This is a genomic window from Deltaproteobacteria bacterium (assembly GCA_035063765.1).
GTDB lineage: Bacteria > Myxococcota_A > UBA9160 > UBA9160 > PR03 > CAADGG01.
The window spans coordinates 107,762-131,423 of the sequence record JAPSFT010000001.1; the positions used below are offsets into that span (position 1 = coordinate 107,762).

General features: G+C 72.7%; 15 protein-coding genes and 1 tRNA gene. All 16 read right to left on the minus strand.

All coding sequences use genetic code 11. The annotated features are described in order from the left end of the window. Positions 1-5: 5 nt before the first annotated feature. Positions 6-1,940 carry a threonine--tRNA ligase gene (thrS, locus tag OZ948_00590; protein MEB2343221.1) on the minus strand — a complete coding sequence of 645 codons (1,935 nt, stop codon included), beginning with the start codon at positions 1,938-1,940 and terminating at the stop codon, positions 6-8. Between the two features lie 69 nt (positions 1,941-2,009). Beyond that, positions 2,010-2,084, minus strand: a tRNA-Val gene (locus OZ948_00595). 74 nt (positions 2,085-2,158) lie between these two features. After that, entirely contained in the window at positions 2,159-2,941 is a 783-nt protein-coding gene (locus tag OZ948_00600; GenBank protein ID MEB2343222.1) for a hypothetical protein, read from the minus strand. Continuing rightward, positions 2,938-6,447 carry a DNA polymerase III subunit alpha gene (gene dnaE, locus OZ948_00605; protein MEB2343223.1) on the minus strand — a complete coding sequence of 1,170 codons (3,510 nt, stop codon included), beginning with the start codon at positions 6,445-6,447 and terminating at the stop codon, positions 2,938-2,940. Before dnaE ends, OZ948_00600 begins: the two co-directional genes overlap by 4 nt. Before the next feature lie 38 nt (positions 6,448-6,485). Continuing rightward, on the minus strand, positions 6,486-8,063 hold the full coding sequence (guaA, locus tag OZ948_00610) for a glutamine-hydrolyzing GMP synthase (GenBank protein ID MEB2343224.1): 1,578 nt from the start codon (positions 8,061-8,063) through the stop codon (positions 6,486-6,488). Positions 8,064-8,077: 14 nt separating this feature from the next. Then, on the minus strand, positions 8,078-9,538 hold the full coding sequence (gene guaB, locus OZ948_00615) for an IMP dehydrogenase (protein MEB2343225.1): 1,461 nt from the start codon (positions 9,536-9,538) through the stop codon (positions 8,078-8,080). Between the two features lie 146 nt (positions 9,539-9,684). Continuing rightward, positions 9,685-10,140, minus strand: coding sequence for a cyclic nucleotide-binding domain-containing protein (locus tag OZ948_00620; GenBank protein ID MEB2343226.1), 456 nt, complete (start codon positions 10,138-10,140; stop codon positions 9,685-9,687). After that, on the minus strand, positions 10,137-11,660 hold the full coding sequence (locus OZ948_00625) for a DUF4388 domain-containing protein (protein MEB2343227.1): 1,524 nt from the start codon (positions 11,658-11,660) through the stop codon (positions 10,137-10,139). Before OZ948_00625 ends, OZ948_00620 begins: the two co-directional genes overlap by 4 nt. Positions 11,661-11,670: 10 nt before the next feature. Then, positions 11,671-13,506 carry a response regulator gene (locus tag OZ948_00630; protein MEB2343228.1) on the minus strand — a complete coding sequence of 612 codons (1,836 nt, stop codon included), beginning with the start codon at positions 13,504-13,506 and terminating at the stop codon, positions 11,671-11,673. 69 nt (positions 13,507-13,575) lie between these two features. Then, entirely contained in the window at positions 13,576-15,030 is a 1,455-nt protein-coding gene (gene miaB, locus OZ948_00635) for a tRNA (N6-isopentenyl adenosine(37)-C2)-methylthiotransferase MiaB (GenBank protein ID MEB2343229.1), read from the minus strand. Positions 15,031-15,437: 407 nt separating this feature from the next. Then, a complete protein-coding gene (locus OZ948_00640; protein MEB2343230.1) occupies positions 15,438-16,865 on the minus strand; it encodes a VWA domain-containing protein in 1,428 nt (475 codons plus the stop codon). 219 nt (positions 16,866-17,084) lie between these two features. Next, entirely contained in the window at positions 17,085-18,086 is a 1,002-nt protein-coding gene (locus OZ948_00645) for a MoxR family ATPase (GenBank protein ID MEB2343231.1), read from the minus strand. Positions 18,087-18,137: 51 nt separating this feature from the next. Then, positions 18,138-19,352 carry a bifunctional 3,4-dihydroxy-2-butanone-4-phosphate synthase/GTP cyclohydrolase II gene (locus tag OZ948_00650; GenBank protein ID MEB2343232.1) on the minus strand — a complete coding sequence of 405 codons (1,215 nt, stop codon included), beginning with the start codon at positions 19,350-19,352 and terminating at the stop codon, positions 18,138-18,140. Positions 19,353-19,625: 273 nt separating this feature from the next. Then, positions 19,626-20,306 carry an MglA protein gene (locus tag OZ948_00655; protein MEB2343233.1) on the minus strand — a complete coding sequence of 227 codons (681 nt, stop codon included), beginning with the start codon at positions 20,304-20,306 and terminating at the stop codon, positions 19,626-19,628. A 132-nt stretch (positions 20,307-20,438) separates the two neighbouring features. Then, entirely contained in the window at positions 20,439-21,434 is a 996-nt protein-coding gene (meaB, locus tag OZ948_00660; protein ID MEB2343234.1) for a methylmalonyl Co-A mutase-associated GTPase MeaB, read from the minus strand. Beyond that, positions 21,431-23,578 carry a methylmalonyl-CoA mutase gene (scpA, locus tag OZ948_00665; protein MEB2343235.1) on the minus strand — a complete coding sequence of 716 codons (2,148 nt, stop codon included), beginning with the start codon at positions 23,576-23,578 and terminating at the stop codon, positions 21,431-21,433. The genes meaB and scpA overlap by 4 nt, the downstream gene beginning before the upstream one ends. Positions 23,579-23,662: the final 84 nt, after the last annotated feature.

Here is a 23,662-nt window from a genome sequence, read left to right on the forward strand (position 1 = left end):
TCGGTTCAGGCCCTCGCCCGGCGCTCGGCCACCGCGGCCGCGAGCTCGGATGCGAAGGCGTCGAGGGCCAGCGCCTGTGCCGCCCCCTGGGCGCCGTGCCGGCGGCGCGGGGTGACGGTCCCGCTCGCCACCTCCTGGTCGCCGACCACGGCCATCACCGGGATCTTCTGCGTCTCCGCCTCCCGGATCTTGAAGTTGAGCTTCTCGTTGCGCTCGTCGAGGACGGCGCGCAGCCCGCGCGCGGCCAGCGCGTCGCGCACGCGCGCGCCCCACGCCGCGTGGCGCTCGGCGATCGGCAGCACCACCACCTGGACGGGCGCGAGCCAGAGCGGGAAGTCGCCCGCCGTGTGCTCGAGGTAGATCGCGAGGAAGCGCTCGAGCGAGCCCAGGATCGCGCGGTGCAGCATGGCCGCCCGGTGCTCCTGGCCGTCGCTCCCCGTGTAGCGCAGGTCGAATCGCTCGGGCGCCGACATGTCGACCTGGATCGTGCCGAGGGTCCAGGTGCGGCCCATCACGTCGCGGAAGTCGCACTCGACCTTGGGCGCGTAGAAGACCGCCTCGCCGGCCTTGATGCCGCAGGCGTAGCCGGCCGCCTCGACCGCGCGCACCAGCAGCCGCTCGGCGCGGTCCCAGTCCTCGGGCGCGCCGATGAAGCGCTCGGGCCGCGTCGACACCGACACCTGGACGTCGTCGAGGCCGAGCGCGCCGTAGACCTCGCGGAGCATCTCGAAGAAGCGAGCGAGCTCCGGCTCGACCTGCTCGGGCATGCAGAAGACGTGGGCGTCGTCCTGCGCGAAGGAGCGCACCCGCGACAGCCCGTGCAGGGTCCCCGAGCGCTCGTTGCGGTGCAGTCGCGTGAACTCCGCGTAGCGCAGCGGCAGCTCGCGGTAGCTGTGCTTCGCGGTGTTGTAGAAGGCGCAGTGGCCGGGGCAGTTCATCGGCTTGACGAAGAGCTCCTCCTCCTCGTCGCCCTGGAAGCGGAACATGTCGTCGCCGAAGTTCTCGTAGTGGCCCGAGGTCTTGAAGAGCTCGGCCCGGAAGAGCTGCGGCGTGATCACCTCCTGGAAGCCGTACTTCGGGTACAGGCTCCGCACGTAGCCGACCAGCTCGTTGACGAGCACGACGCCCTTCGGGTGGAAGAAGGGCGAGCCCGGCGAGAGCGGGTCCACGTGGAAGAGGTCGAGCTCCTGGCCGAGCCGGCGGTGGTCGCGGCGGCGCGCCTCCTCGATCCGCGCCAGGTGCTGGTCGAGCTCCTTCGGGGTGGCGAAGGCGGTCCCGTAGACGCGCTGGAGCATCGGGTTGCGCTCGTCGCCCCTCCAGTAGGCGCCGGCCAGCTCGACGAGCTTCACCGCGCCGATCTGGTCGGCGCGCTGCACGTGCGGGCCGCGGCACAGGTCCTGGAAGCCGCCGTGGTGGAAGATCGTGATCGGCTCGCCGTGCGGGATGTCGTCGATGCGCGCCACCTTCAGGTGCTCGCCGAGGCCCGCAAAGCGCGCCTTCGCCTCCGCGCGATCCACCACCTCCCGGGTGAACGTGGCTCCCTCGGCGAGGATGCGGCGCATCTCGTCCTCGATGCGCTCGAGGTCCCCGGGCGTGAAGGGGCGCTCGACCAGGAAGTCGTACTGGAACTTCTCGCTGTGGTCGCTGCGGCCGACGTCGATCTGGGCGTTCGGGAACAGGCGCTTCACGGCGTCGGCCATCACGTGCTCGGCCGAGTGCCGGATCACCTCGCCGGCCTGGGGGTCGCGCGCGGTCACGATCTCGACGGCGCAGTCGCCCGCGAGCGGCAGGCGCAGGTCCACCAGGCGGCCGTCGACGCGGCCCGCGAGCGCGGCGCGCGCCAGCCCCGGGCCGATGCGCTCCGCCACGGCGAGGATCGTCGAGCCCTCCGGCACGGCGAGGGTCTTGCCGTCCGGCAGGCGGACCGAGATCTCGCTCATGAACGCGGCAGGGTCATGGGATGGGGCTCTTCGATGTCCGTGGGAGCGCGGGAAGCCGAAGGGAGGCCGTGGTTGGCACGGGCGGGATTGAACCGCCGACCCCTACCGTGTCAAGGTAGTGCTCTCCCACTGAGCTACGTGCCAGAAAGCCGCCTAACGTGGCGCAGTCGATACCGTTTTGGGTGCGGTTCGTCAAATCCGCGAACCCTGCCGGAGGGTCACGGAGAGGGCGGAGAGGCAGGGTCCGTGGCGGGCGCCGGGGCTGGGTCGGAGGAAGGTGCCGCGGCGGGCTCGGACCCCGGCACGTCGAGCGCCGGGGACGCCGCTGCGACCATGCGCAGGCGCAGGGTTCCGGGCGCCGAGGCCGCCACCGCGACCCCGAGCGAGTCGCCAACCGCTCGGCGCAGGCGCTCGACCAGCGCCTCGTTGCTCTCGTCCGTCTGCATCTCGGCGACGACGACCCCGCGGGCGAACTCGATCGGCCGCACGTCGCTGCCGCGCGCCGCGAGCGCCCGCCGCACGCGCTCCCAGGTCGGCCATGCCTCGACCCCCTCGATCGTGAGCCAGAGCGAGTGGACCCCGCCGGGCGCCGCCGCCCCGAGGAGCCCCCCCCGGCGCAGCGCCTCGCGCACGCGCCCCGCCTCCACCTGGGCGGCCACGACCACCACGTACTCCCGCTCCACCCCGGGCTCCTGGACGAGCTGCGCCGGGCGCTCGCCGCGATCCTCGGAGAGCTGGTACTGGACCGCGTAGCCGCGCAGGTCGGCGCCGAGGGCCGCCTCGAGCGCGGCGCGCTCGGTCACGGCCGCGCCCCCCTCGCGCGCGAGCTCATCGGCCACGAGCAGCACGGCCTCGCGCAGGCCCGAGGCGAGTGCGGCCTGGCGCGCGCCCTCGCCCGCCGGCGCCGCCCCGACCGCGTCCACCTGGACGAGCTCGGCCGCGGCGGGCCGGGCCACCGCCAGCAGCACGGCGAGCACCCGGAGCGCCCGCGCACCCCTCATACCACCACCTCCGCCACGCGCCGGCCGAAGAGCTGGTCGAGCGCCCGCAGGAGCCCGTCGTCCGGGTCTACGGCCCAGGCGTCGGGCAGCGCGATCACGGTCTCGCTCTCGCCGGGGATGCGGACGCTCAGCAGCACGGGGCAATCGCCGGGATGCTGGCCGAGGGCCTGGCGCAGCGCCAGCAGCCGATCGCGGCTCGCCTCGGCCGCCACCACCTCGAGGCGCAGCCGCTTGGCGAAGCGCACCTCGGCCTCCTCGATCGTGACCGCGTCGTTCACGAGCAGCTTCGGCGGGTCGCCCGCCTCGAGCTTGCCGCTGACGAGGAGCGGCAGCGGCGGGCTCCCGGGCTCGGGCTCGAGCGCGCGCTTGAGCAGCGCGCGCAGCCGCGCGTAGGGCGCCGGGAAGAGGACGAGGTCGAAGGCGCCCTCGAGGTCCTCGAGCGTGCCGAAGGCCATCGTCTCGCCGCGCCGGCTGCGGGTCTCGCGGAGCGCCGTCACGAGGCCTCCCACCCGTACCTCGCGCCCGTCGTAGTCGGCAGCCTGGCCGGCCCGCAGGTCGGCGAAGCGCGCGAGCTCGGGCGCCACCGCCGCCAGCGGATGGCCCGTCACGTAGAAGCCGAGCAGCTCCTTCTCGAATCCGAGCCGCTCGCGCTCCGTCCAGGGCGCGGCCTCCGCGAGCCGCGGGGCCTCGCCCGCCGCCGCGGCCGCGGTGCCCCCGAAGAGGCTCGCCTGCCCGATCTCGCGGTCGCGCTGCGCGGCCGCGCCGCGCTCGAGCGCCGGGTCGAGCGACGCCCAGACCGCCGCCCGGTTCGGGTGCAGCGAGTCGAAGGCGCCGCACTTGACGAGGCTCTCGACGACGCGGCGGTTCACGCGCCGGCCGTCCACGCGCTGCGCGAAGTCGAAGAGGTCCGGGAAGCGCCCCGCGTCCGCGCCGCGCGCCTCCAGGATCGCCTCGATCGCGCCCTCGCCCACGTTCTTCACGCCGGCGAGCCCGAAGCGCAGGCCGCCCGCCGCGACCGTGAAGTCCCGCGCGGACTCGTTCACGTCGGGCGGCAGCACCTCGATCCCCTGCGCGCGGGCGTGCGCGATGTAGCGGGCGAGCTTGTCGTGGTTGCCCGCCTCGACCGTGAGCAGGGCCGCCAGGTACTCGCGCGGGTGGTTCGCCTTGAGCCAGGCCGTCTGGTAGGTGATCAGCGCGTAGGCCGTCGAGTGCGACTTCGCGAAGCCGTACTCGGCGAACTCGGCGATCAGGTCGAAGACCTCGGCCGCGCGCCCGGCGTCGATCCCGTTGCGCGTGCAGCCCGAGACGAAGCGCTCGCGCTGCCTCGCCATCTCCTCGACCTTCTTCTTGCCCATCGCGCGGCGCAGGAGATCCGCCTCGCCGAGCGAGTAGCCCGCCAGCTTGTTCGCGATCTGCAGCACCTGGTCCTGGTAGACGATGACCCCGAGGGTCTCGGCCGTGATCTCGGCCAGCTCGGGCAGCATGTAGTCGACCTTCGTGATCCCGTGCTTGCGGTTCACGTAGTCCTCGACCATGCCCGAGTTGAGCGGGCCCGGCCGGTAGAGCGCGACCAGCGGGATCAGCTCCTTGAACTGGCGCGGGCGCAGCTTCACGACCAGGTCCGTCATGCCGGACGACTCGACCTGGAAGACGCCCTCCGTGTCGCCCTTGCAGAGCAGGTCGTAGGTGGCGGCGTCGTCGAGCGGCACGGCCTCGACCGAGAAGCCGGGCTCGCGGGACCGGATCGCGCGCTCGGCGTCGGCGATCACGGTGAGCGTCTTGAGCCCGAGGAAGTCGAACTTGATCAGCCCGACCTTCTCGACGCAGCGCATGTCGTACTGGGTCATCACGTCGCCGGTGCGCGCGTCGCGGTAGAGCGGCACCGAGCGGATCAGGGGCTCGGTGCCGATCACGACCCCGGCCGCGTGCTTGCTCGCGTGGCGGGTCAGGCCCTCGAGCTTGCGCGCGGTCTCGAAGAGGCGCGCCACCTGCCCGTCCGCCTCGATCCGCGCGCGCAGGTCGGGCGACTGCGCGATCGCCTCGTCGAGCTTGATGCCGAGCGTCTCGGGCACGAGCTTCGCGATCCGGTCCACGTCGCCGAAGGGCATCCCGAGCACGCGCCCCACGTCGCGGATCGCGGCGCGCGCCTGGAGCGTCCCGAAGGTCGCGATCTGCGCGACCCGCATCTCGTCGGGCGCGGGTGTCCTGGTCCCGTCGTACTTCTCGGCGACGTAGCGGATCACCTGGTCGCGGCCGCGCATGCAGAAGTCCACGTCGATGTCCGGCATCGAGACCCGCTCGGGGTTCAGGAAACGCTCGAAGATGATGTCGTACTCGATCGGATCCACACCGGTAATTCCAAGGCCCCAGGCCGCCAGGCTCCCGGCCGAGGAGCCGCGCCCGGGCCCGACCGGGATGCCGCTGCGCCGGGCGTAGTCGATGAAGTCCGCGACGATCAGGAAGTAGCCGGCGAAGCCCATCGACTGGATCACGCCGAGCTCGCTCTTCATGCGCTCTTCGTAGACGCGGTGCTTCGTCGGGATCGGCTCGTCGGGCGCGAGGCCGAGGCGGCGGCGCAGCCCCGCCCAGGCCTGCTCCTCGAGCACCTGCTCGCGGGTACGCCCCGCCGGCACCTGGTACTCGGGCAGGTGGTAGCGGCCGGTCTCGATCTCGAGCGAGCAGCGCTCGGCGATCTCGAGCGTGGCCTCGACCGCCGAGGGGTGGTCGTGGAAGAGCTCGCGCATCTCGTCGCCGTCGCGCACGTAGAAGCCCTGGCCGTCGAAGCGGAAGCGCTTCGGGTCCTCGAGGTTCGCGGCCGTCCCGATGCAGAGCAGCACGTCGTGATGGGGGTGGTCGCCCTGCTCGAGGTAGTGCGCGTCGTTGGTGGCGACGAGCGGCAGCCGCAGGTCCGCCGCCATCTTCACGAGCTCGGCGTTCACCTGGTCCTGGGCGGGGATGCCGTGGCGCTGGAGCTCCAGGTAGAAGCGGCCCGGGAAGATCCGGCCGAAGTCCTCGACCAGGCGCCAGGCGCGCTCGGCCTGGCCGTCGAGGATCGCGCGACACACCATCGACGAGAGGCAGCCGGAGGTGGCGATCAGGCCCTCGGCGTGCTCGCGCAGGAGGTCGAGGTCGATGCGGGGCTTGTAGTAGAAGCCCTCGAGGTAGCCCTTGGAGACCAGCGTGACGAGGTTGCGATAGCCGGTCTCGTCCATCGCGAGGAGCAGGAGATGGTGGATCGCGTCGAAGCCGGACTCGTCGCGCTCGCGCCCGGCCTTCTCGAAGCGCGAGCCGGCCGCGATGTAGGTCTCGCAGCCCAGGATCGGCTTCACGCCCGCGGCGCGCGCCTTCTCGTAGAAGTCGACGGCGCCGAAGAGGTTGCCGTGGTCCGTCATCGCCACCGCCGGCATGCCGAGCGCGGCGGCGCGCTCCATCAGCGGCCCGAGCTTGATCGCCCCGTCGAGCAGCGAGTACTGGGTGTGCAGGTGGAGGTGCGTGAACGGACGCATCGACCCTTCTTGCGCCTCTCACCCGTGCGAGCGGCGGCCTATTCCCACTCGATCGTCGCGGGCGGCTTCGAGGAGACGTCGTAGACGACGCGGTTGACGCCGCGCACCTCGTTCGTGATCCGGCTCGAGGCGCGCGCCAGCACCTCGTGCGGGATCCGCGCCCAGTCGGCGGTCATCGCGTCGACCGAGGTGACCGCGCGCAGCGCGATCGTGTGCTCGTAGGTGCGCTCGTCGCCCTGCACGCCGACGCTCTGGATCGGCAGGAAGACGGCGAAGGCCTGCCAGATCCGGTCGTAGAGGCCGGCGCGGCGGATCTCCTCGATGAAGATCGCGTCGGCCCGGCGCAGGATCGCGAGCCGCTCGGCCGTCACCTCGCCGAGGATGCGGATCGCGAGGCCCGGCCCCGGGAAGGGGTGGCGGCCGATCAGCTCCGCGGGCAGGCCGAGCCGGCGGCCCACCTCGCGCACCTCGTCCTTGAAGAGCTCGCGCAAGGGCTCGACCAGGGCGAGGCGCATGCGCTCGGGGAGCCCTCCCACGTTGTGGTGGGTCTTGATCGTCTGCGAGGGGCCGCGCACCGAGACGCTCTCGATCACGTCCGGGTAGAGCGTGCCCTGCACGAGGAAGTCCGGCCGCGCCCCGGGCCCGGAGCCGCCCAGACGCTGCGCCTCCTCCTCGAAGACCTCGATGAAGAGGTGCCCGATGATCCGGCGCTTGCGCTCGGGGTCGCTCACGCCGGCCAGCGCGCGCAGGAAGCGCTCGCGGGCGTCGACGACGTCGAGGTGGATCCCGAGCGCGTCGCGGAAGGCCCGCTCGACCTCGGCCGCCTCCCCTTCGCGCAGGAGCCCGTGGTCCACCAGGATGCAGTGCAGCCGCTCGCCCACCGCGCGGTGCACGAGGGCGGCCGCGACCGAGGAGTCCACCCCGCCCGAGAGACCGCAGACCGCGCGCCCCTCGCCCACCTGCTCGCGCACCCGGTCGATCGCCTCCTCGAGGAAGGCCTCCATCGACCACGACGAGCCGCAGCCGCAGATCCCGTGCACGAAGCCCGCGAGCAGCTCGCCGCCGCCCTCGGTGTGGACGACCTCGGGGTGGAACTGGAGGCCGTAGAGGGGCGCCCCGCGCCGGCGCACCGCAGCAAAGGGCGAGTGGTCGCTCGACGCCAGCACCTCGAAGTCCGCGGGCAGGCGCAGCACGCGGTCGCCGTGGCTCATCCAGACCGTGCGCTCGCGCGCGCCGCCCGCCCAGCCGGCGAAGAGCGGGTCGTCGCGCTCGACCTTGAGCTGGGCGCGGCCGTACTCGCGGTCGTCGGCCTTCTCGACGACGCCGCCGAGCGTGTGGCAGATCCACTGGAGGCCGTAGCAGATGCCGAGCACCGGGACGCCGAGCGCGAGGATCTCCGGCGACGCCACGGGCGCGTCCGGGGCGAGCACACTCGCCGGCCCGCCGGAGAGCACGATCCCGCGCGCGCCCCAGGCCCGGATCCGCTCGAGCGGCAGGTGGCAGGGGTGGATCTCGCAGTAGACGCCGCGCTCGCGGATGCGCCGTGCGATCAGCTGCGTGTACTGGCTCCCGAAGTCCAGGATCAGCACGCGATCGCGATGGGCCTCCGCGGACATCGGCGCGCGCCTCCCTACTCGAGCCGGTAGTTCGGCGCTTCCCGCGTGATCACCACGTCGTGGACGTGGCTCTCCTGCAGCGAGGCCGACGAGATGCGCACGAAGCGCGCCTTCTGGCGCAGCTCCGCGAGGTCCGCGGCCCCGCAGTAGCCCATCCCGGAGCGCAGGCCGCCGACCAGCTGGTGGATGCTGCTGGTCAGGCTGCCGCGGTACGGCACGCGGCCCTCGATGCCCTCGGGCACGAGCTTCGCCGCCTCGACGTCGTCCTGGAAGTAGCGATCGCGGCTGCCGTCGGCCATCGCGCCGAGCGATCCCATCCCGCGGTACATCTTGTAGGTGCGCCCCTGGTAGAGGACGGTCTCGCCGGGCGCCTCGTCGGTGCCGGCGAAGAGCGAGCCGATCATCACCGTCGCGGCGCCGGCGGCGAGCGCCTTCACGGCGTCGCCCGAGAACTTGACGCCGCCGTCCGAGATCACCGGCACGTCGAAGCGCGCCGCCACGCGCGCGGCGTCGAGCACCGCGGTGAGCTGCGGCACGCCGACCCCCGTCACGACCCGCGTCGTGCAGATCGAGCCCGGGCCGACGCCGATCTTCACGGCCGAGGCCCCCGCCTTGATCAGGGCCTCGGTGCCCTCGGCGGTCGCGACGTTGCCACCCACGATCGGGAGCTCGGGGAAGCTGCGCCGCATCTCGGTCACCGCGTCGAGCACCGACTGCGAGTGCCCGTGCGCGGTGTCCACGACGAGCAGGTCCACCCCGGCGTCGACCAGCGCCTGGGCGCGCTCCATCCGGTCCGGCCCGACCCCCACCGCGGCGCCGCAGCGCAGGCGCCCGAAGGGGTCCTTGGCGGCGTTCGGGAACTTCTCGTTCTTCTCGATGTCCTTGATCGTGATGAGCCCGCGCAGCTCGCCCTTCTCGTCCACCACCAGGAGCTTCTCGATCCGATGGCGGTGGAGCAGCTCCTTGGCGCGCTCGAGGTCGGTGCCGGGCGCGACCGTGACGAGCTTCTCCTGCGGCGTCATCACCTTCGAGACCGCCTGGTCCACGTCCTTCAGGAAGCGCAGGTCACGGTTGGTGAGGATCCCGACCGCCTTGCCCTCGCGCGTCACCGGCAGGCCCGAGATCCGGTACTGCGCCATCAGCCGCAGCGCCTCGCGGATGCTCTGCTCGGGGTGCAGGGTGATCGGGTCCACGATCATCCCGGCCTCGAAGCGCTTGACCTGCGCCACCTCGCGCGCCTGCTCGGCCGGGGGCTGGTTGCGGTGGACCACGCCGAGGCCGCCGTTCTGGGCCATGCAGATCGCGGTCGCATGACCCGTGACCGTGTCCATCGCGGCCGACACGAAGGGGATGCTGAGGGCGATCTCGCGTGTGAGGCGCGTGCGCACGCTCACGTCGCGCGGCAGCACCGCCGACGCGCCCGGCACCAGCAGCACGTCGTCGAAGGTGAGTGCTTCGCGGAGCGGGTCCGTCATGGTCAACCCTCTGGCTCGGGTCGAGTGCGCGCCGGATGCGGATCGAATACGGATCGCCACAACCGGTAAGCCTGGGCGCTCATCCTGGTTGCGGAGACGCGGGTTCGAGGAGCGGGAGACTCGGGGGGTCCGAGCTGGCGCGCAGTCTACTCGGCCCCGTGGATGGGGTCAACCGAAACGGCGGGCAGCGAGCCGAGCGCGCCGCGCAGCGTCGCGGCCAGCTCGGCCGACAGGGCCATCGCGACCCGGCAGGCGGTGCGCGGGCTGTCCTCGGCGAGGCGCAGGAAGTCCTCCCGGCGCAGCAGCAGCACCTCCGCCCGGTCGGCGCCGGTGGCGCTCGTCTCGCGAGCCCCGACCGCGAAGAGCGCGAGGCCGCCCAGGACCGTCCCCGGCCCGAGGCTCGCCGACTCGCGGGTGCGGCGGCTCTCGACCTGCACGCTGCCCTCGGCCACGAGCACCATCGCGTCGGCGTCGTCGCCCTCCACGAACAGCGTCTCGCCGGGCGAGAGGCTCCGCTCCTCGAGCAGCTCCGCGATCTCGGCGCGCTCGCCCTCGGAGAGGTCTGCGAAGGGCAGGAAGCCCTTGAGCGCGTCGCCGCTCACGGGAGCAGCCTCGAGAACGCGCCGCGCAGCAGGTCGAGCGGGTCGCGCCGGCCCTCGAGCGGGAGCAGGAAGAGGGTGGACTCCTCCATCCACTCGAGGTTGCGGCGCATCTCCTCGGCGAGGTCCGCCTCGCCGGGCCGCACCAGGAGCAGGTGCAGGAGGCGCGAGCGCGGCAGCGAGCGCAGGGCCTCGCCGAGCGGGCGCAGGGCGGCCACGCCCTCGGCGACCGGGCCGTCGAGGAGCAGCATCGTCCCGATCGCGCCGTGACCCGCCAGGGGCCAGAGCGGCGCGTAGCCGTCGCTCGTCGGCACGTGCACGAGCTCGATCCCGAGGTCGTCCTCGAGCCGCAGGCGCGCAATCGGGGCGAGCGCGTGGGCGGGGATCCCGTCGGCCATGCGCGGGTGCGGCACCAGGCCGGGAACGGCGCGCAGGACGCGCAGGAAGTCGCGGGTGGCGGCGGCGCTCGCGGAGGCGATCAGGAGCTTGCCGTCGCGCTGGACGCCGCCGCGCGCGCCCAGCCACTCGCGCACGCGCCGGATCTGGGTGGCGCGGAACAGGCCCGCGTCGGGCGGCGGCACCGGCGCGCCGGCGCGGACCTCGACGATGCCGCGCTGCACGAGCGTCTGGAGGGTGCGGAGCACCTGGTAGTCGGGGTAGGAGGAGTGGTCCACCACCTCGCCCACCTGGCTGTAGAGCTCGAGCAGGAGGAGCACCTCCTGCGTCAGGGGGTGCACGACGCTCGGCAGCGCGCCGCTGCGCACGCGCAGGCTCACGTGGGCGTCGAGCGACGGCAGCTCGGCGCGCTGGCGGCGCCACTCGTCGAGCTGGCGCATGCCCTCCATCAGGAGCGCGCGCGTGGTGGCGGTGATGCGCGGCGGGAGCGTGATCGGCTCGGGCCGGAAGGCGAAGCTGCCCTCGCCCCAGGTGAGCAGGCGGAAGAGCGCCTTCTCGCCGTCCACGGGCCCCGTCACGGCCTGCACGACGTCGCCCTCGTGCAGGTGGACGCGGCCCCGCTCGCCGCGCCCGTCGGGCGTGCGCCGGCGCAGCTCGAAGGTGCCGCTGCGCCGGTTCAGGTGGAAGAGCTGGAGGAGGTCCGCGAGCGGGATCTGCGAGAGCCGGCCCTCCACCTCCTCGCGCGACTCGCGCATCATCGCGTCGAGCTCGGAGCTGCGCGCCGTCAGCTCCGCCACGCGCTCGCCCACCTCGTCGGGGTCGGCGTCGAGCGGCAGGTGCACCGCGCCCCACTCGCCCGGCGGCAGGTGCTCGCTGTCGGCCACGAAGACGAAGCGCACGCGCCGCGTGCGCGGATTCGTACGCAGGATCTCGACCAGCTTGCCGGCCTCGATCAGCGACAGGGCGCCGACCGTGACCAGCACCTCGGGCACCTCGGCGACGCAGGCCTCGAGCGCATCCGCCCCGTTCGCGACCGCACGCGTCGCGTAGCCGCGCACGGCGCAGGCCTCGCGGATCCTGTCGGCCCGGTCCGGGTTCGCGTCGGCGACGACGACGAGGCGGCTCACGGAGGCCCTCCTAGCGCGCGATCGGGACGCCGAGCGCCCGCTGGAGCTGGAACGCCAGGTGCTCGACGAGCACCCGGTCGGCGGTCTGGAAGAGGTTCGCGGCGTCGCCCGCGGCGCCGGGCTCGCCGACCAGCGCGTAGGCGGGCCCCTCGGCGTAGTAGAGGAGGAAGGGGCGCCGCGAGCCGATCTGCTGCGGCGCGACGCAGGTGACGGGCACGCCCGCGAGCGCCTCGGCGCGGCCGTCGGTGACGACCACGAGCTCCGTGCGCGTCGCGGCGGGGTCGAGGCGCGCGAGGCCGTCGCGGACCACGTGGAGCAGCGACGGGCCCGGCGAGATGCACAGGATCCCCCGCTCGGTGGCGCGCCGCTCGACCTCCGCGATCACGAAGCGCACGACCTGCTCGAAGGCCTCGGCCGGGAGCGGCTCGCCGCGGCCGGCCAGCGCGTCGAGCAGGATCGGGAAGGGCTTGTGCTCGAGGCCGAGCGCGTGCACGAGGCTCTCGCGATCCTCGGCGAGGCGCGCGCCGAGCGTGCGCTCGAGCTCCTCGAGCTGGGTGCCGTCCACCGGGTAGCTCGCGGCCGCCAGCACCAGGCGCGGGCGGGGCCCGGCGTCGCGGGCCAGGAGCTCGCCGCGCTCCAGCACCTCGCCGATGCGCCGCTTCAGGACGGCCGCGCCCAGCGCGTCGGTCTCGGGCAGCAGGATCGCGAAGCGGCTCTCGCTCTCGGCCGCCAGGAGGTCCGTCGTGCGCAGCACGCGGCCCACCTGGAAGGCGAAGCGCTCGAGCCAGGCGGCGAAGTCGGCGTCCACCATCTCGCGCCGGAACTCGGCGAGCCCGGAGAGCTCGACCTCGAGCAGCGAGAAGGCGCGCCCGAAGCGGTTCGCCTTGCGGATCTCGTTGCGCACCACGTCGTCGAAGAAGGCGCAGGTGTAGGCCTTGGTGAGCGGGTCGCGGAAGGAGCGGTGCTCGAGCGCGCGGAAGCGCAGCGCGTTGGCGACCGCGATCGCGGCCGAGACCGCGAAGCGCTCGGCGACGAGGTGGTCGCGGTCCTCGAAGGGCGCCGCGGCGAGCTTGTCGGTGAGGCGCGCGAAGCCGAGCAGGCGGCCCTCGTGGCGGAAGGGCACGACCAGCGCCGGGCTCGCGTCCCCCTCGCCGGGCCGTTCGAAGGGCATCCCGTCGGGCGTCTGCAGCGGCTCGAGGCCCGGCGGCAGGGAGTCGAGCGCGATCTCCTCGGGCTCGCGCGCGACCTCCACGAGGCCGCGGGTGGCCGCGAGCCGCAGGCGCGCGGGATCGTCGGCGCGCGCGAGCCAGACGACGCCGCCCTCGGCCCGGGTCTCCAGGCACAGGCCCTCGACGATGCGATCGGCGAGGGGCTCGAGCGAGAGCGTCGAGAACAGGGCCAGGGTGCGCTCGTAGAGCGAGAGGACGCCCAGGTACTCGAGGTTCTCCGCCATGAGCGACGCGTGCTCCTGGCGGAGCCGGCGGCGCTGGAGGATCTGCTCGAGGGAGCGGTTGAGGAGCGAGGCGTCGAGGGGCTTCAGCAGGTAGTCGCTGGCGCCGGCCCGCATCGCTTCCACCGCAGTGCGCACGTCGCCGACGCTGGTCACGACCACCACGTCCTGCTCGGGCCAGCGGGCCTTCACCCGCTCGACGAGCTCCGCGCCGGAGAGGCCCGGCATCACCAGGTCCGTCACCAGCACGTCGAAGGCCTCGCGCTCGAGCAGGTGGAGCGCCTCCTCGCCGGCGCCCGCCGTGCGCACCTCGTAGCCCTGCTGCTCGAGCAGGTCCTCGAGGTACACGCGGAAGTAGCGCTGGTCGTCGACCGCGAGGATGCGCGCCTTGGCCATGCCGCCTCTCGGACGCGCGCCCGCCGTCCCGGCCGGGAGGGCCGGGCGGGGAGGACGCGTCGCCCCTCCTCATCGGCCGGAGGCGGCAGCTCCTGAAAGGAAGGCGCGGGGCGGCTCGGGAAGCTCCCCGGAGGCTCCGGGGGCGCAGGGGGTCCCCAGGAGGGAATGGGGAGTGGCCTCGGCGATCCGGACCTCCACGAGCGCCCCCGGGCCCGTCCGGGGCCCCGGGTCGCCGCCGGCCCCCGGCTCCGCCTCGAGGTGGACGATCCGGTGCTGGGGGTCGCGGCCCTGGAGCCCCCCGCCCTTCCGGCTCGGGCCCTCGACGAGCACCTCCGTGCGCGAGCCCACCCGGCCCCGGTGGTAGGCGATCGTGAGCCCGCGCTGGAGCGCCTGGAGGGCCTCGAGGCGGGCCTGGGCCTCCCCGGCCGGAACGGAGCCCTCGCTCTCGCCGGCGGCGGCGGCCGTGCCGGGGCGCGGCGAGTACTTGAACGAGTACGCGTCGACGAAGCCCACGTCGCGCACGAGCGCCAGGGTGTCCTCGAAGTCGCGCTCGCTCTCGCCCGGGAAGCCCACGATCAGGTCCGTCGTCAGGACGAGGTCCGGCCTGGCGGCGCGCAGCCGGGCGGCGAGCGCGCGCACGTCGTCGGCGCGATAGCGGCGTCGCATGCGGGCCAGGACCGCATCCGAGCCGCTCTGGGCCGGCAGGTGGACGTGCGGCTGGAGGGTCGCGAGCGCGCCGTGGGCCGCGATCAGGGCGTCGTCGAAGAAGATCGGGTGGGGGCTCGTGTAGCGGAGCCGGCGCAGACCCGGGACGGCATCGAGGCGGTGCAGGAGCTCGGCGAAGGCGACGGTGCCCGTGCGCTCCGCGTGGCCCCGCCGCCGGTCGTGGCGGCCGTAGGCGTTCACGGTCTGCCCGAGCAGGGTCACCTCGACCACCCCGCCCGCCGCCAGCGCCTCCACCTCGCGCACGATCGCCTCGGCCGGCCGGCTGATCTCGCGGCCGCGCGTGTGGGGGACGATGCAGAAGCTGCAGAACATGTCGCAGCCTTCCATCACCGTGACGAAGGCGCGGCCCGGGGTCTCGCTCGAGAGGGCCGGGTGGCGGCCCGGCAGGTCGAAGCGGGCGAGATCGCGCTGCTCGCCCGTCTCCGCGCGGCGCTGGCCGGCCAGGGCGGCGTCGGCGAGCGCCGGGACGAGCCGCAGGTTGTGGGTGCCGAAGACGAAGTCGACCTGCGGGAACCGGGCCAGGAGGAGATCGCCCTCCTGCTGGGCCACGCAGCCGCCGACCCCGACGAGGCGGCCCGGCTGCTCCTCCTTCCACCGCCGCAGGAGGCCGAGGTCGCTGTAGAGCTTGTGCTCCGCCTTCTCGCGGACGGAGCAGGTGTTGACCACCAGGAGATCCGCCGCCTCGGCGCCGCCGGCCGCAGCCCAGCCCGCGTGGAGCAGGAGGTTCGCGACCTTCTCCGAGTCGTGGGCGTTCATCTGGCACCCGAAGGTGCGGATCGCGAAGCGCTTTTCGGCCATGGGCGGGCCGAACCTATCCGACGGGGTCGGGGCCTGCCAAGCGCTGCGACGGCCAGGACCCCGCGGGGCTCCGAGGCTTCTCCCGCCCGTCCGCGCGAACGAAATGCAGCGATCGACAAATCATGTTTGACACGGCGATGTGACCGCAGGCATACTGCGTTCGTTGCCAGAGAGAGGTCGCCCAGACAACGATTCACTCAGGTTACGGAGCGGCGGTGGATATGGCATTTCGACACGAAATGTCCAACCTCTCACCCCCCATCATCTATCCACCGCCACTCCCCCCTGTACGACGCCCCGCCCGAGCCCCGGCTCCGGCGGGGCGTCTCGTTTCGGCAGGGCGGGACGGTCCCCGGTGATCGAATGCGCAACGGTGCAAGAGATCGGCGGTGGGAGTCGAGATCGGATCAGAGCACGAGCTTGTCGACGACCTTGGAGAGCTGGCGGAGGTTGCGGCATTCCTCGGCGACGCTCGTGTAGGGGAGGTACTTGTCCATCACGCTGTCGCCGAAGCCCCAGGCGCTCGGGCTCTCGGGGTTCAGCCAGATCACGTTCTTGGCCTTGGCGTGCACGTCGCGCAGGCACCAGGCCTTCGGGTCGTTGTAGTTGTTGCGGGCGTCGCCGAGCACGAGCACGGTGGTCTTGGCGTCGATCGCGTTCAGGTAGTCGCGCCAGAAGGTGTGGAAGGCCATCCCGAAGTTCGAGCGCGTGTAGACGTTGATGACGCCCCCGCCCTCGAGCGCCTCCTCGATCGCCTTGCCCACCTCGTGGTCGTGGAAGACCTGGGTCACCTCGCCGAGCTCCGCCACGAAGACGAAGCTGCGGATCTTCGTGAAGCACTCCTGGAGGCTGTAGACGAACTGCAGCATGAAACGCGAGACGTTCGCGACCGACGACGAGACGTCGCAGAGGATCACGAGCTTCGGGCGGTCCTTGCGCCGCTCCTTGAACACCAGCTCGAAGGGCACCCCGCCGCGCGCCATGTTGCGGCGCAGCATGGTGTGGAGGTCGAGCTTGCCCTTCTTGAGCCGCCGGCGGCGGATCGACATCACGTTCTTGATGCGCTGGGCGAGGCGGTTCACCACCTCGCGCATCCGCGCGATCTCCTCCTCCGTGAGGCTGTAGAAGCTCTTCTCGAAGAGCGCCTCACGGCGGAACTTCTCCATGTAGTCGAAGTTCCGGGTCTGGAGCTCGCGCTCCATGTAGCTGCGCACGCTCTGGCGCAGCGCCTCGAAGAAGCGCTCGGCGAGCCGCCCGATCGCCTCGGCCTCGGCGTCGCCCATCCCGGCGGCGCGCAGGCGCGCGGCCAGGTCGCGCAGCTCGCGGGTGGCGCCCTCGGCGTTCATCGCCTCGAGCGTCCGGCGGCCGAAGAAGCCGATCTGGAGCATGTTCTCGATCCGCGCGACGCCGCTCTGGGCGGCGGCGGCGCGGATCATCTGCTCGAGCTCCGAGAGGTCGCCGGTGAGCAGCGCCCGCGCCAGGTCCGAGAGGTCCACCTCCCCTTCCGGCACCTGTCCGCTCTCGAGCATCTCGCGGATCTTCTGGAGCAACTGCTCCATGTCGATCCCGTCGGTGGCGAGCGCCCCGGCCGCCTGCTCGAAGGCGTGCTTCAGGTTGTCGTGGAAGCCCGACCAGTAGAGGTCGAAGAGCTGGTCGTAGGTGGCGACGTCGTCGCCGCGCTTCACCAGCGAGGCGCGCAGCGCGTCGCGGAACACCTCGCGATCGTCGATCGAGAGCTCGTCGAGGGCCGCGAAGGCGTCGATCGCCTCCGCCACCGACACGCGCAGCCCGCTCTTGCGCAGCAGGTTCGCGAACTCGACGATCTTGCGTTGCACGCGCTCGACTCCGCGGGCCGCGTCGCTAGTGCCCTGTCTCGGAAGTTCGCCTGCATTCGATCGCGGCTACGGGCCGCTCGCAGCGTTGCGCTCCCTCCCCATGGCGACGGCCATGACTCGGTCGCGCGCCTTGCGAGCGGCCCGTAGCCGCGATCTCGGTGCACACCCAGCCGCCCGCGACGGCTCGAGACTTCGACGGCGAACTTCCGACACAGGACACTAGTGCAGCGTGCCCTTCTTGGCAGGCGTGGCCGGCCCGCTGCCCGCGGGCGGGGCGGCGCCGGGCGCCGCTCCCGGCGCCGCGGCGGGCGGGCGCGCCGCCATCATGCGGGACAGCTCCTGCTGCGCCTTCCGGATGTCCGCCTCGTACTTCAGGATCACGCTCATGGTGTCCTTCACGACCTCCTCGCCGAGGCTCTCGGCGTTGAGCGCGAGCAGCGCCCGCGCCCAGTCGATCGTCTCCGCGATCGAGGGCGTCTTCTTGAGGTCCACCTGGCGCAGCCGCTGCATCATCGTGACGAGGTCCTCGGCCAGCTTGCGGTCGATCCCGGGCACCTTGGTCGCGAGGATCTTCAGCTCGACGGCCTCGCTCGGGTAGTCGATCCACAGGTGCAGGCAGCGGCGCTTGAGGGCGTCGCTCATCTCACGGGCGTCGTTCGAGGTGAGGAAGACGAGCGGGCGGTGCTTGGCGGCGAAGGTGCCGATCTCGGGCACCGTCACCTGGAAGTCCGAGAGCACCTCGAGCAGGAAGGCCTCGAACTCGGGGTCGGACTTGTCCACCTCGTCGATCAGCAGCGCGCAGGGCGCGTCGGTGGTGATCGCGTGGAGGAGCGGGCGCGGCACCACGAACTGGTCCGAGAAGAAGACGCTGTCCTGCTGCCCGACCCGCTCGGCGGCCTCGCGCAGGCTCTTCGTGCCCGCCATCACCTCGCCGATCTTCTCCTTCAGGATCTGGGTGTAGAGGAGCTGCTTCGAGTACTCCCACTCGTAGAGGGCCTTGGCCTCGTCGAGGCCCTCGTAGCACTGGAGGCGGATCAGCTCGCGGCCGGTGGCGGCAGCCACGACCTTCGCGAGCTCGGTCTTGCCGACGCCCGCCGGGCCTTCGACCAGGATCGGCTTCTCGAGCCGGTGGGCGAGGAACACGACGGTGGCGATGCGCTTGTCGCAGATGTAGCCCTGCTTCTCGAGCTGCTTCTGGACGTCCTGGACGCTGTCGAACATGGGGCCTCTACCGGGTTGGTGGTGGCGGACGCGAAACGGGCGGGGCGGCCCTCAGCTCATCAGGTGGAGCAGGTGGCCGAGCCGCTCCTTCTTCGTGCGCAGGTACTCGTAGTTCTTCTCGTTGGGCGCGATCTCGAGCGGCACGCGCTCGACGATCGTGAGGCCGTAGCCCTCGATGCCGGCGCGCTTGCCCGGGTTGTTGGTGATGAGGCGCATGCGCCGCACCCCGAGGTCTACCAGGATCTGGGCGCCGACGCCGTAGTCGCGCAGGTCCGGCGGGAAGCCGAGCCGCTCGTTGGCGTCCACCGTGTCGAGCCCCTCCTGGTCCTGGAGCGCGTAGGCACGGATCTTGTTCTTGAGCCCGATCCCACGGCCCTCCTGGCGCATGTACAGGATCACGCCGCGGCCCTCGCTCTCGATCATCTTCATCGCGGCGTGGAGCTGCTCGCCGCAGTCGCAGCGCATCGAGCCGAAGGCGTCGCCCGTCAGGCACTCGCTGTGGACGCGCACCAGCACCTCGTCGTCGGGCCCGATCGTGCCCTTCACGAGCGCCATGTGATCCACGTGGTCGATGTCGTTCTCGTAGACGAAGGTCTGCCAGGGCCCGGCGATCGAGGTCGGGAGCTCGGCCTCGGCCACGCGCCGCACGAGCTTCTCGTTGCGCAGCCGGTACTCGATCAGGTCCGCGACGGTCACGATCACGAGGCCGTGGGCGCGTGCCACCTCGACCAGGTCCGGCATGCGCGCCATCGAGCCGTCGTCCTTCATGATCTCGCAGATCACGCCGGCGGGCTTGCGGCCGGCGAGGCGCGCCAGGTCGACCGCCCCCTCGGTCTGGCCCGCCCGCCGCAGGACCCCGCCGTCGCGCGCGCGCAGCGGGAAGACGTGGCCCGGGCGCGAGAGGTCGTGGGGCTTGCTGTCGTCGTCGATCGCGACCTGGATCGTGCGCGCGCGGTCGGCCGCCGAGATGCCGGTGGTGACACCGTGGCGTGCCTCGATCGAGATCGTGAAGGCGGTCCCGAAGGCGGTGGTGTTGTCCTGGTCGGGGACCATCATCGGCAGCCGCAGCTCGCGGATGCGCTCCTCGGTGAGCGGCAGGCAGATCAGGCCCCGGCCGTGGCGCGCCATGAAGTTGATGGCCTCGGGCGTCACGCACTCGGCGGCCATGCACAGGTCGCCCTCGTTCTCGCGGTCCTCGTCGTCGGTGAGGATGATCATGCGGCCGGCGCGGATCTCGGCGATCCCGCGCTCGACGGGCACGATCACGTCCGCCCACTCCGGCGGGACGCGCCGGGGCTTCAGGCGGTAGGTCGGAGCGGAGCCGGGAGGCGTGGGCGACATCGGGTGGGCCGGCATCGTGAGCAACCTCGCGTACGGACCGCCACGGCGGTTCCGTCGTTGCGCTCCCCACGGGAAATCGGCGCAGCGGAAGCTATCAGCGTTCGACTTGGGAGTCAAAGGGCGGCGCGGCAGGCGCCCCCGGCTCGGGCCTCGGCGGGGCGCTCGCGGCTCGGGCCCCGGCGCGGGCTCGGCTCGCGGCTACCCCGCGGCGGCGGCGCCTTCGCTCTCGGTGCGGGCGACGTTCTTGAAGACGCCCGCCAGGAACTCGTCCTCGGTGATCCCGAAGTTCCGCACGAGCTGGTGCTTCTGCTCGAGGTGGCGGTAGAGGCGGCGCAGGAGCTCGCGGAAGGTCTCGATCACGCCCTCGCCGCGGGCGGCGACGGCCGGGTAGGTCGGGATGTCGGCCCAGGCCTTGCGGATCTCGGCGAGCGGCTTCACGTCGGGCAGGTCGCGCTTGTTGAACTGCACGACCTTGGGGATCCCGTCGAAGTCGATCCCGTTGGCGCGCAGGTTCGCCTCCATGTCGCGCCACGAGTAGGCGTTGGCGCTCGCGCACGAGCGCTGGGAGTCCGCGACGAAGGCGACCGCGTCGGCGCCCGCCAGCACGACCTTGCGCGTGGACTTGTGCATGACCTGCCCGGGCACCGTGAAGAGCTTGATCTTCACCGACACGCCCTTGCCGGTGCCGAACTGGATCGGGAGGAAGTCGAAGTAGAGGGTGCGGTCGTCCGCGGTATCGAGCGTCACCATCTTGCCGCGCGACGCCGGGTCGATCAGCGCGTGGAGCTGCTGGAGGTTCGTGGTCTTCCCGGACAGCGCCGGGCCGTAGTAGACCACCTTCAGGGTGATCTCCCGGGCGGCCATGTTGATCTGGACCATGCGTGTCTTCCGCCATCGGGGGCGCAACCGCCTGCGGGCCGCGGCCCCTCCTGGGATCCTCCATCGGCACGACGGGCAGGCCGGTGAAGCCTGCCGTTGCCGCCGGCAGGCCCCGCGGGGCCACCCGCGGGCTCAGCGCTCGCGGCCGGTGAAGGCGGCGAGGAGCGCGCGGGCGGCGGCCGCCGGGGTGGTCTTGCGATCCTGCACCTCCGCCTCGAGGCGCGGGATCGCCCGCGCCACGGCCGGGTGCTCGCGGAGGGCGTGCTCGAGGCCTTCTCCGACGAGCGCCCAGAGCCACGCGCGCGCCTGCTCGCGGCGGCGGGCCCCGAGCTCGCCGCTCGCCTCGAGCGCCGCGCGGTGCGCGAGCACCGTCTCCCAGACCGCGCCGATCCCCGCGCCCGTGGCCGCGCTCGCGAGCAGGACCGGCGGCCGCCAGTGCGGCGAGGCCGGCCGCAGCAGGTCGAGCGCGTGCTGGTAGGCGACGCGCGCGCGCTTCGCCGCGGGCAGGAGCTCGCCGTCGGCCTTGTTCACGATCAGCGCGTCGGCCAGCTCGAGCACGCCCTTCTTCATGCCCTGGAGCTCGTCGCCCGCGCCCGGCTGGAGGAGCACGCCGAAGAAGTCGACCATCGAGGCCACGGCCGCCTCCGACTGGCCGACCCCGACCGTCTCGACGAGCGTCACCTCGAAGCCGGCCGCCTCGCACAGGAGCAGCGCCTCGCGCGTGCGGTGGGCGACGCCGCCGAGCGAGCCGCCCGAGGGCGAGGGCCGGATGAAGGCGCGCTCGTCGTGCGCGAGCCGCTCCATGCGCGTCTTGTCGCCGAGGATGCTGCCGCCGCTGCGCGGGCTCGACGGATCGACGGCGAGCACGGCCACGCGCTTGCCGAGCCCCGTCAGGTGCAGCCCGAAGGCCTCGATGAAGGAGCTCTTGCCGACCCCGGGCGTGCCGGTGACGCCGATCCGCACCGCCGCGCCGGTGTCGGGCACGAGCGCCTCGAGGACCGCCTCGCCGAGCGCGGCGTGGTCGGCCCGCCGGCTCTCGAGCAGGGTGATGGTCTTGGCCAGCAGCCGCCGGTCGCCGCGCCGCACGCCGTCGCGGTGCTCGGCGACGGCGCGCTCGTCCACCTTCATGCGCGGCGCGCGCGGATCTGGCGCAGCACCTCGCGCGCCGCCTTCGGGATCGGCGTGCCGGGCCCGAAGACCGCCGCGACGCCAGCCGCCTCGAGCGCCGGCACGTCCTTCGGCGGGATCACACCGCCCGCCACCACCACGACCTCGGCCGCCCCCTGCGCGCGCAGCGCCGCCACGAGCTGGGGGATCAGCGTCTTGTGTCCGCCGGCCTGGGTCGAGACGCCGACCACGTGCACGTCGTTCTCGACCGCCTGGCGCGCCGCCTCCTCGGGCATCTGGAAGAGCGGCCCGATGTCCACGTCGAAGCCCAGGTCCGCGAAGGCGCTCGCGATCACCTTCATGCCGCGGTCGTGCCCGTCCTGGCCGAGCTTGGAGACCAGCATGCGCGGGCGGCGGCCCTCGGCTGCGGCGAAGGCCTCGACCTCGGCGCGCGCGCCGTCGAACTCCGCGTCCCCGCTCGACACCCCGGCGTACACGCCCGAGATCGTACGGGTCTCGGGGCGGTGTCGCCCGTAGACCCGCTCGAGCGCCTCCGAGATCTCGCCGAGCGTCGCGCGGGCACGCGCCGCCTCGACCGCCAGCGCGAGGAGGTTGCCCTTCCCGCTCCGCCCCGCCTCTTCGAGCGCCGCGAGCGCGCGCTGCACCGCTGCGCCGTCGCGGGCGGCGCGGGTGGCGGCGAGGCGCTTCCCCTGTGCCTCGCGCACCGCGCTGTTGTCGATCTCGAGCAGGTCGAGCTCGGCCTCGGCGCCGGGCGCCAGGTACTTGTTGACGCCCACCACCGTGTCCTCGCCGCGGTCGATGCGGGCCTGGCGGCGCGCCGCGCACTCCTCGATGCGCAGCTTCGGCATGCCGGCGTCGATCGCCCGCGCCATCCCGCCGAGCTCCTCCACCTCCGCGATCACGCGGCGCGCCTCGGCGGCCAGGCTCGCGGTCAGCGACTCCATGAAGTACGAGCCGCCCCAGGGGTCCACGACCGCCGGGATCCCGGTCTCCTCCTGGAGGATGAGCTGCGTGTTGCGTGCGATCCGGGCGCTCGCCTCGGAGGGCAGCGCCAGGGCCTCGTCGAAGGCGTTGGTGTGCAGCGACTGGGTGCCGCCGAAGACCGCGGCCATCGCCTCGACGGTGGTGCGCACGATGTTGTTGAGCGGGTCCTGGTAGGTGAGGCTCGCCCCCGAGGTCTGGCAGTGGGTGCGCAGCATCGCGCTCTCGGCCTTCTGCGGCGCGAAGGGCGCGATCGTCTCCGCCCACAGCAGGCGGGCCGCCCGCAGCTTCGCGACCTCCATGTAGAAGTTCATGCCGATCGCGAAGAAGAAGGACAGGCGCGGCGCGAAGTCGTCGATCGCGAGGCCCTTCGAGAGGGCCGCGCGCACGTACTCGAGGCCGTCGGCGATCGTGAACGCGAGCTCGAGCACCGCGTTCGCGCCCGCCTCCTGCATGTGGTAGCCGCTGATCGAGATCGAGTTGAACTTCGGCATGTGCCGTGCCGTGTACTCGATGATGTCGGCGACGATGCGCATGCTCGGGCCGGGCGGGTAGATGAAGGTGTTCCGGACCATGAACTCCTTCAGGATGTCGTTCTGGATCGTGCCGGCGAGCTTCTCGCGCGGCACGCCCTGCTCCTCGCCCGCCACGAGGAAGCAGGCCATCACGGGCAGGACCGCGCCGTTCATGGTCATCGAGACCGTGACCTGGTCGAGCGGGATCCCGTCGAAGAGCCGCTTCATGTCCTCGACCGAGTCGATCGCGACCCCGGCCTTGCCGACGTCGCCCACCACGCGCGGGTGGTCGGAGTCGTAGCCGCGATGGGTGGCGAGGTCGAAGGCCACCGAGAGGCCCTGCTGGCCACCGGCCAGGTTCTTGCGGAAGAAGGCGTTGGTCTCCTCGGCGGTCGAGAAGCCGCCGTACTGGCGGATCGTCCAGGGGCGGTTGGCGTACATGGTGGCGCGCACGCCGCGCAGGTAGGGCGGCAGGCCGGGCAGCGCGCCGAGGTGCTCGAGGCCCTCGAGGTCGGCCGCCGTGTAGAGGGGCTCCACGCGCAGGCCCTCGGGCGTCTCCCAGGCGAGGCCGGCGGGGTCCTTGCCGCGCAGCTCCCGGGCGGCCAGGGCGCGCCAGCGCTCGCGATCGGTTTGCGGGGGGTTCGACATCGCCAGGAGCCTCCGTGGCCGGGCAGGATAACCGAGCTGCCGGGAAGGATGACCCGCGGGCCCCGCGGCCGGCGACCCGCAGGG

Excerpts from the sequence above, each read along its gene's own strand:
- thrS (MEB2343221.1), bottom strand. The coding sequence starts at position 1,940 with ATGAGCGAGATCTCGGTCCGCCTGCCGGACGGCAAGACCCTCGCCGTG.
- OZ948_00655 (MEB2343233.1), bottom strand. The coding sequence starts at position 20,306 with ATGGTCCAGATCAACATGGCCGCCCGGGAGATCACCCTGAAGGTGGTC.
- OZ948_00600 (MEB2343222.1), bottom strand. The coding sequence starts at position 2,941 with ATGAGGGGTGCGCGGGCGCTCCGGGTGCTCGCCGTGCTGCTGGCGGTG.
- meaB (MEB2343234.1), bottom strand. The coding sequence starts at position 21,434 with ATGAAGGTGGACGAGCGCGCCGTCGCCGAGCACCGCGACGGCGTGCGG.
- dnaE (MEB2343223.1), bottom strand. The coding sequence starts at position 6,447 with ATGCGTCCGTTCACGCACCTCCACCTGCACACCCAGTACTCGCTGCTC.
- guaA (MEB2343224.1), bottom strand. The coding sequence starts at position 8,063 with ATGTCCGCGGAGGCCCATCGCGATCGCGTGCTGATCCTGGACTTCGGG.
- OZ948_00645 (MEB2343231.1), bottom strand. The coding sequence starts at position 18,086 with ATGTTCGACAGCGTCCAGGACGTCCAGAAGCAGCTCGAGAAGCAGGGC.
- guaB (MEB2343225.1), bottom strand. The coding sequence starts at position 9,538 with ATGACGGACCCGCTCCGCGAAGCACTCACCTTCGACGACGTGCTGCTG.
- miaB (MEB2343229.1), bottom strand. The coding sequence starts at position 15,030 with ATGGCCGAAAAGCGCTTCGCGATCCGCACCTTCGGGTGCCAGATGAAC.
- scpA (MEB2343235.1), bottom strand. The coding sequence starts at position 23,578 with ATGTCGAACCCCCCGCAAACCGATCGCGAGCGCTGGCGCGCCCTGGCC.
- OZ948_00630 (MEB2343228.1), bottom strand. The coding sequence starts at position 13,506 with ATGGCCAAGGCGCGCATCCTCGCGGTCGACGACCAGCGCTACTTCCGC.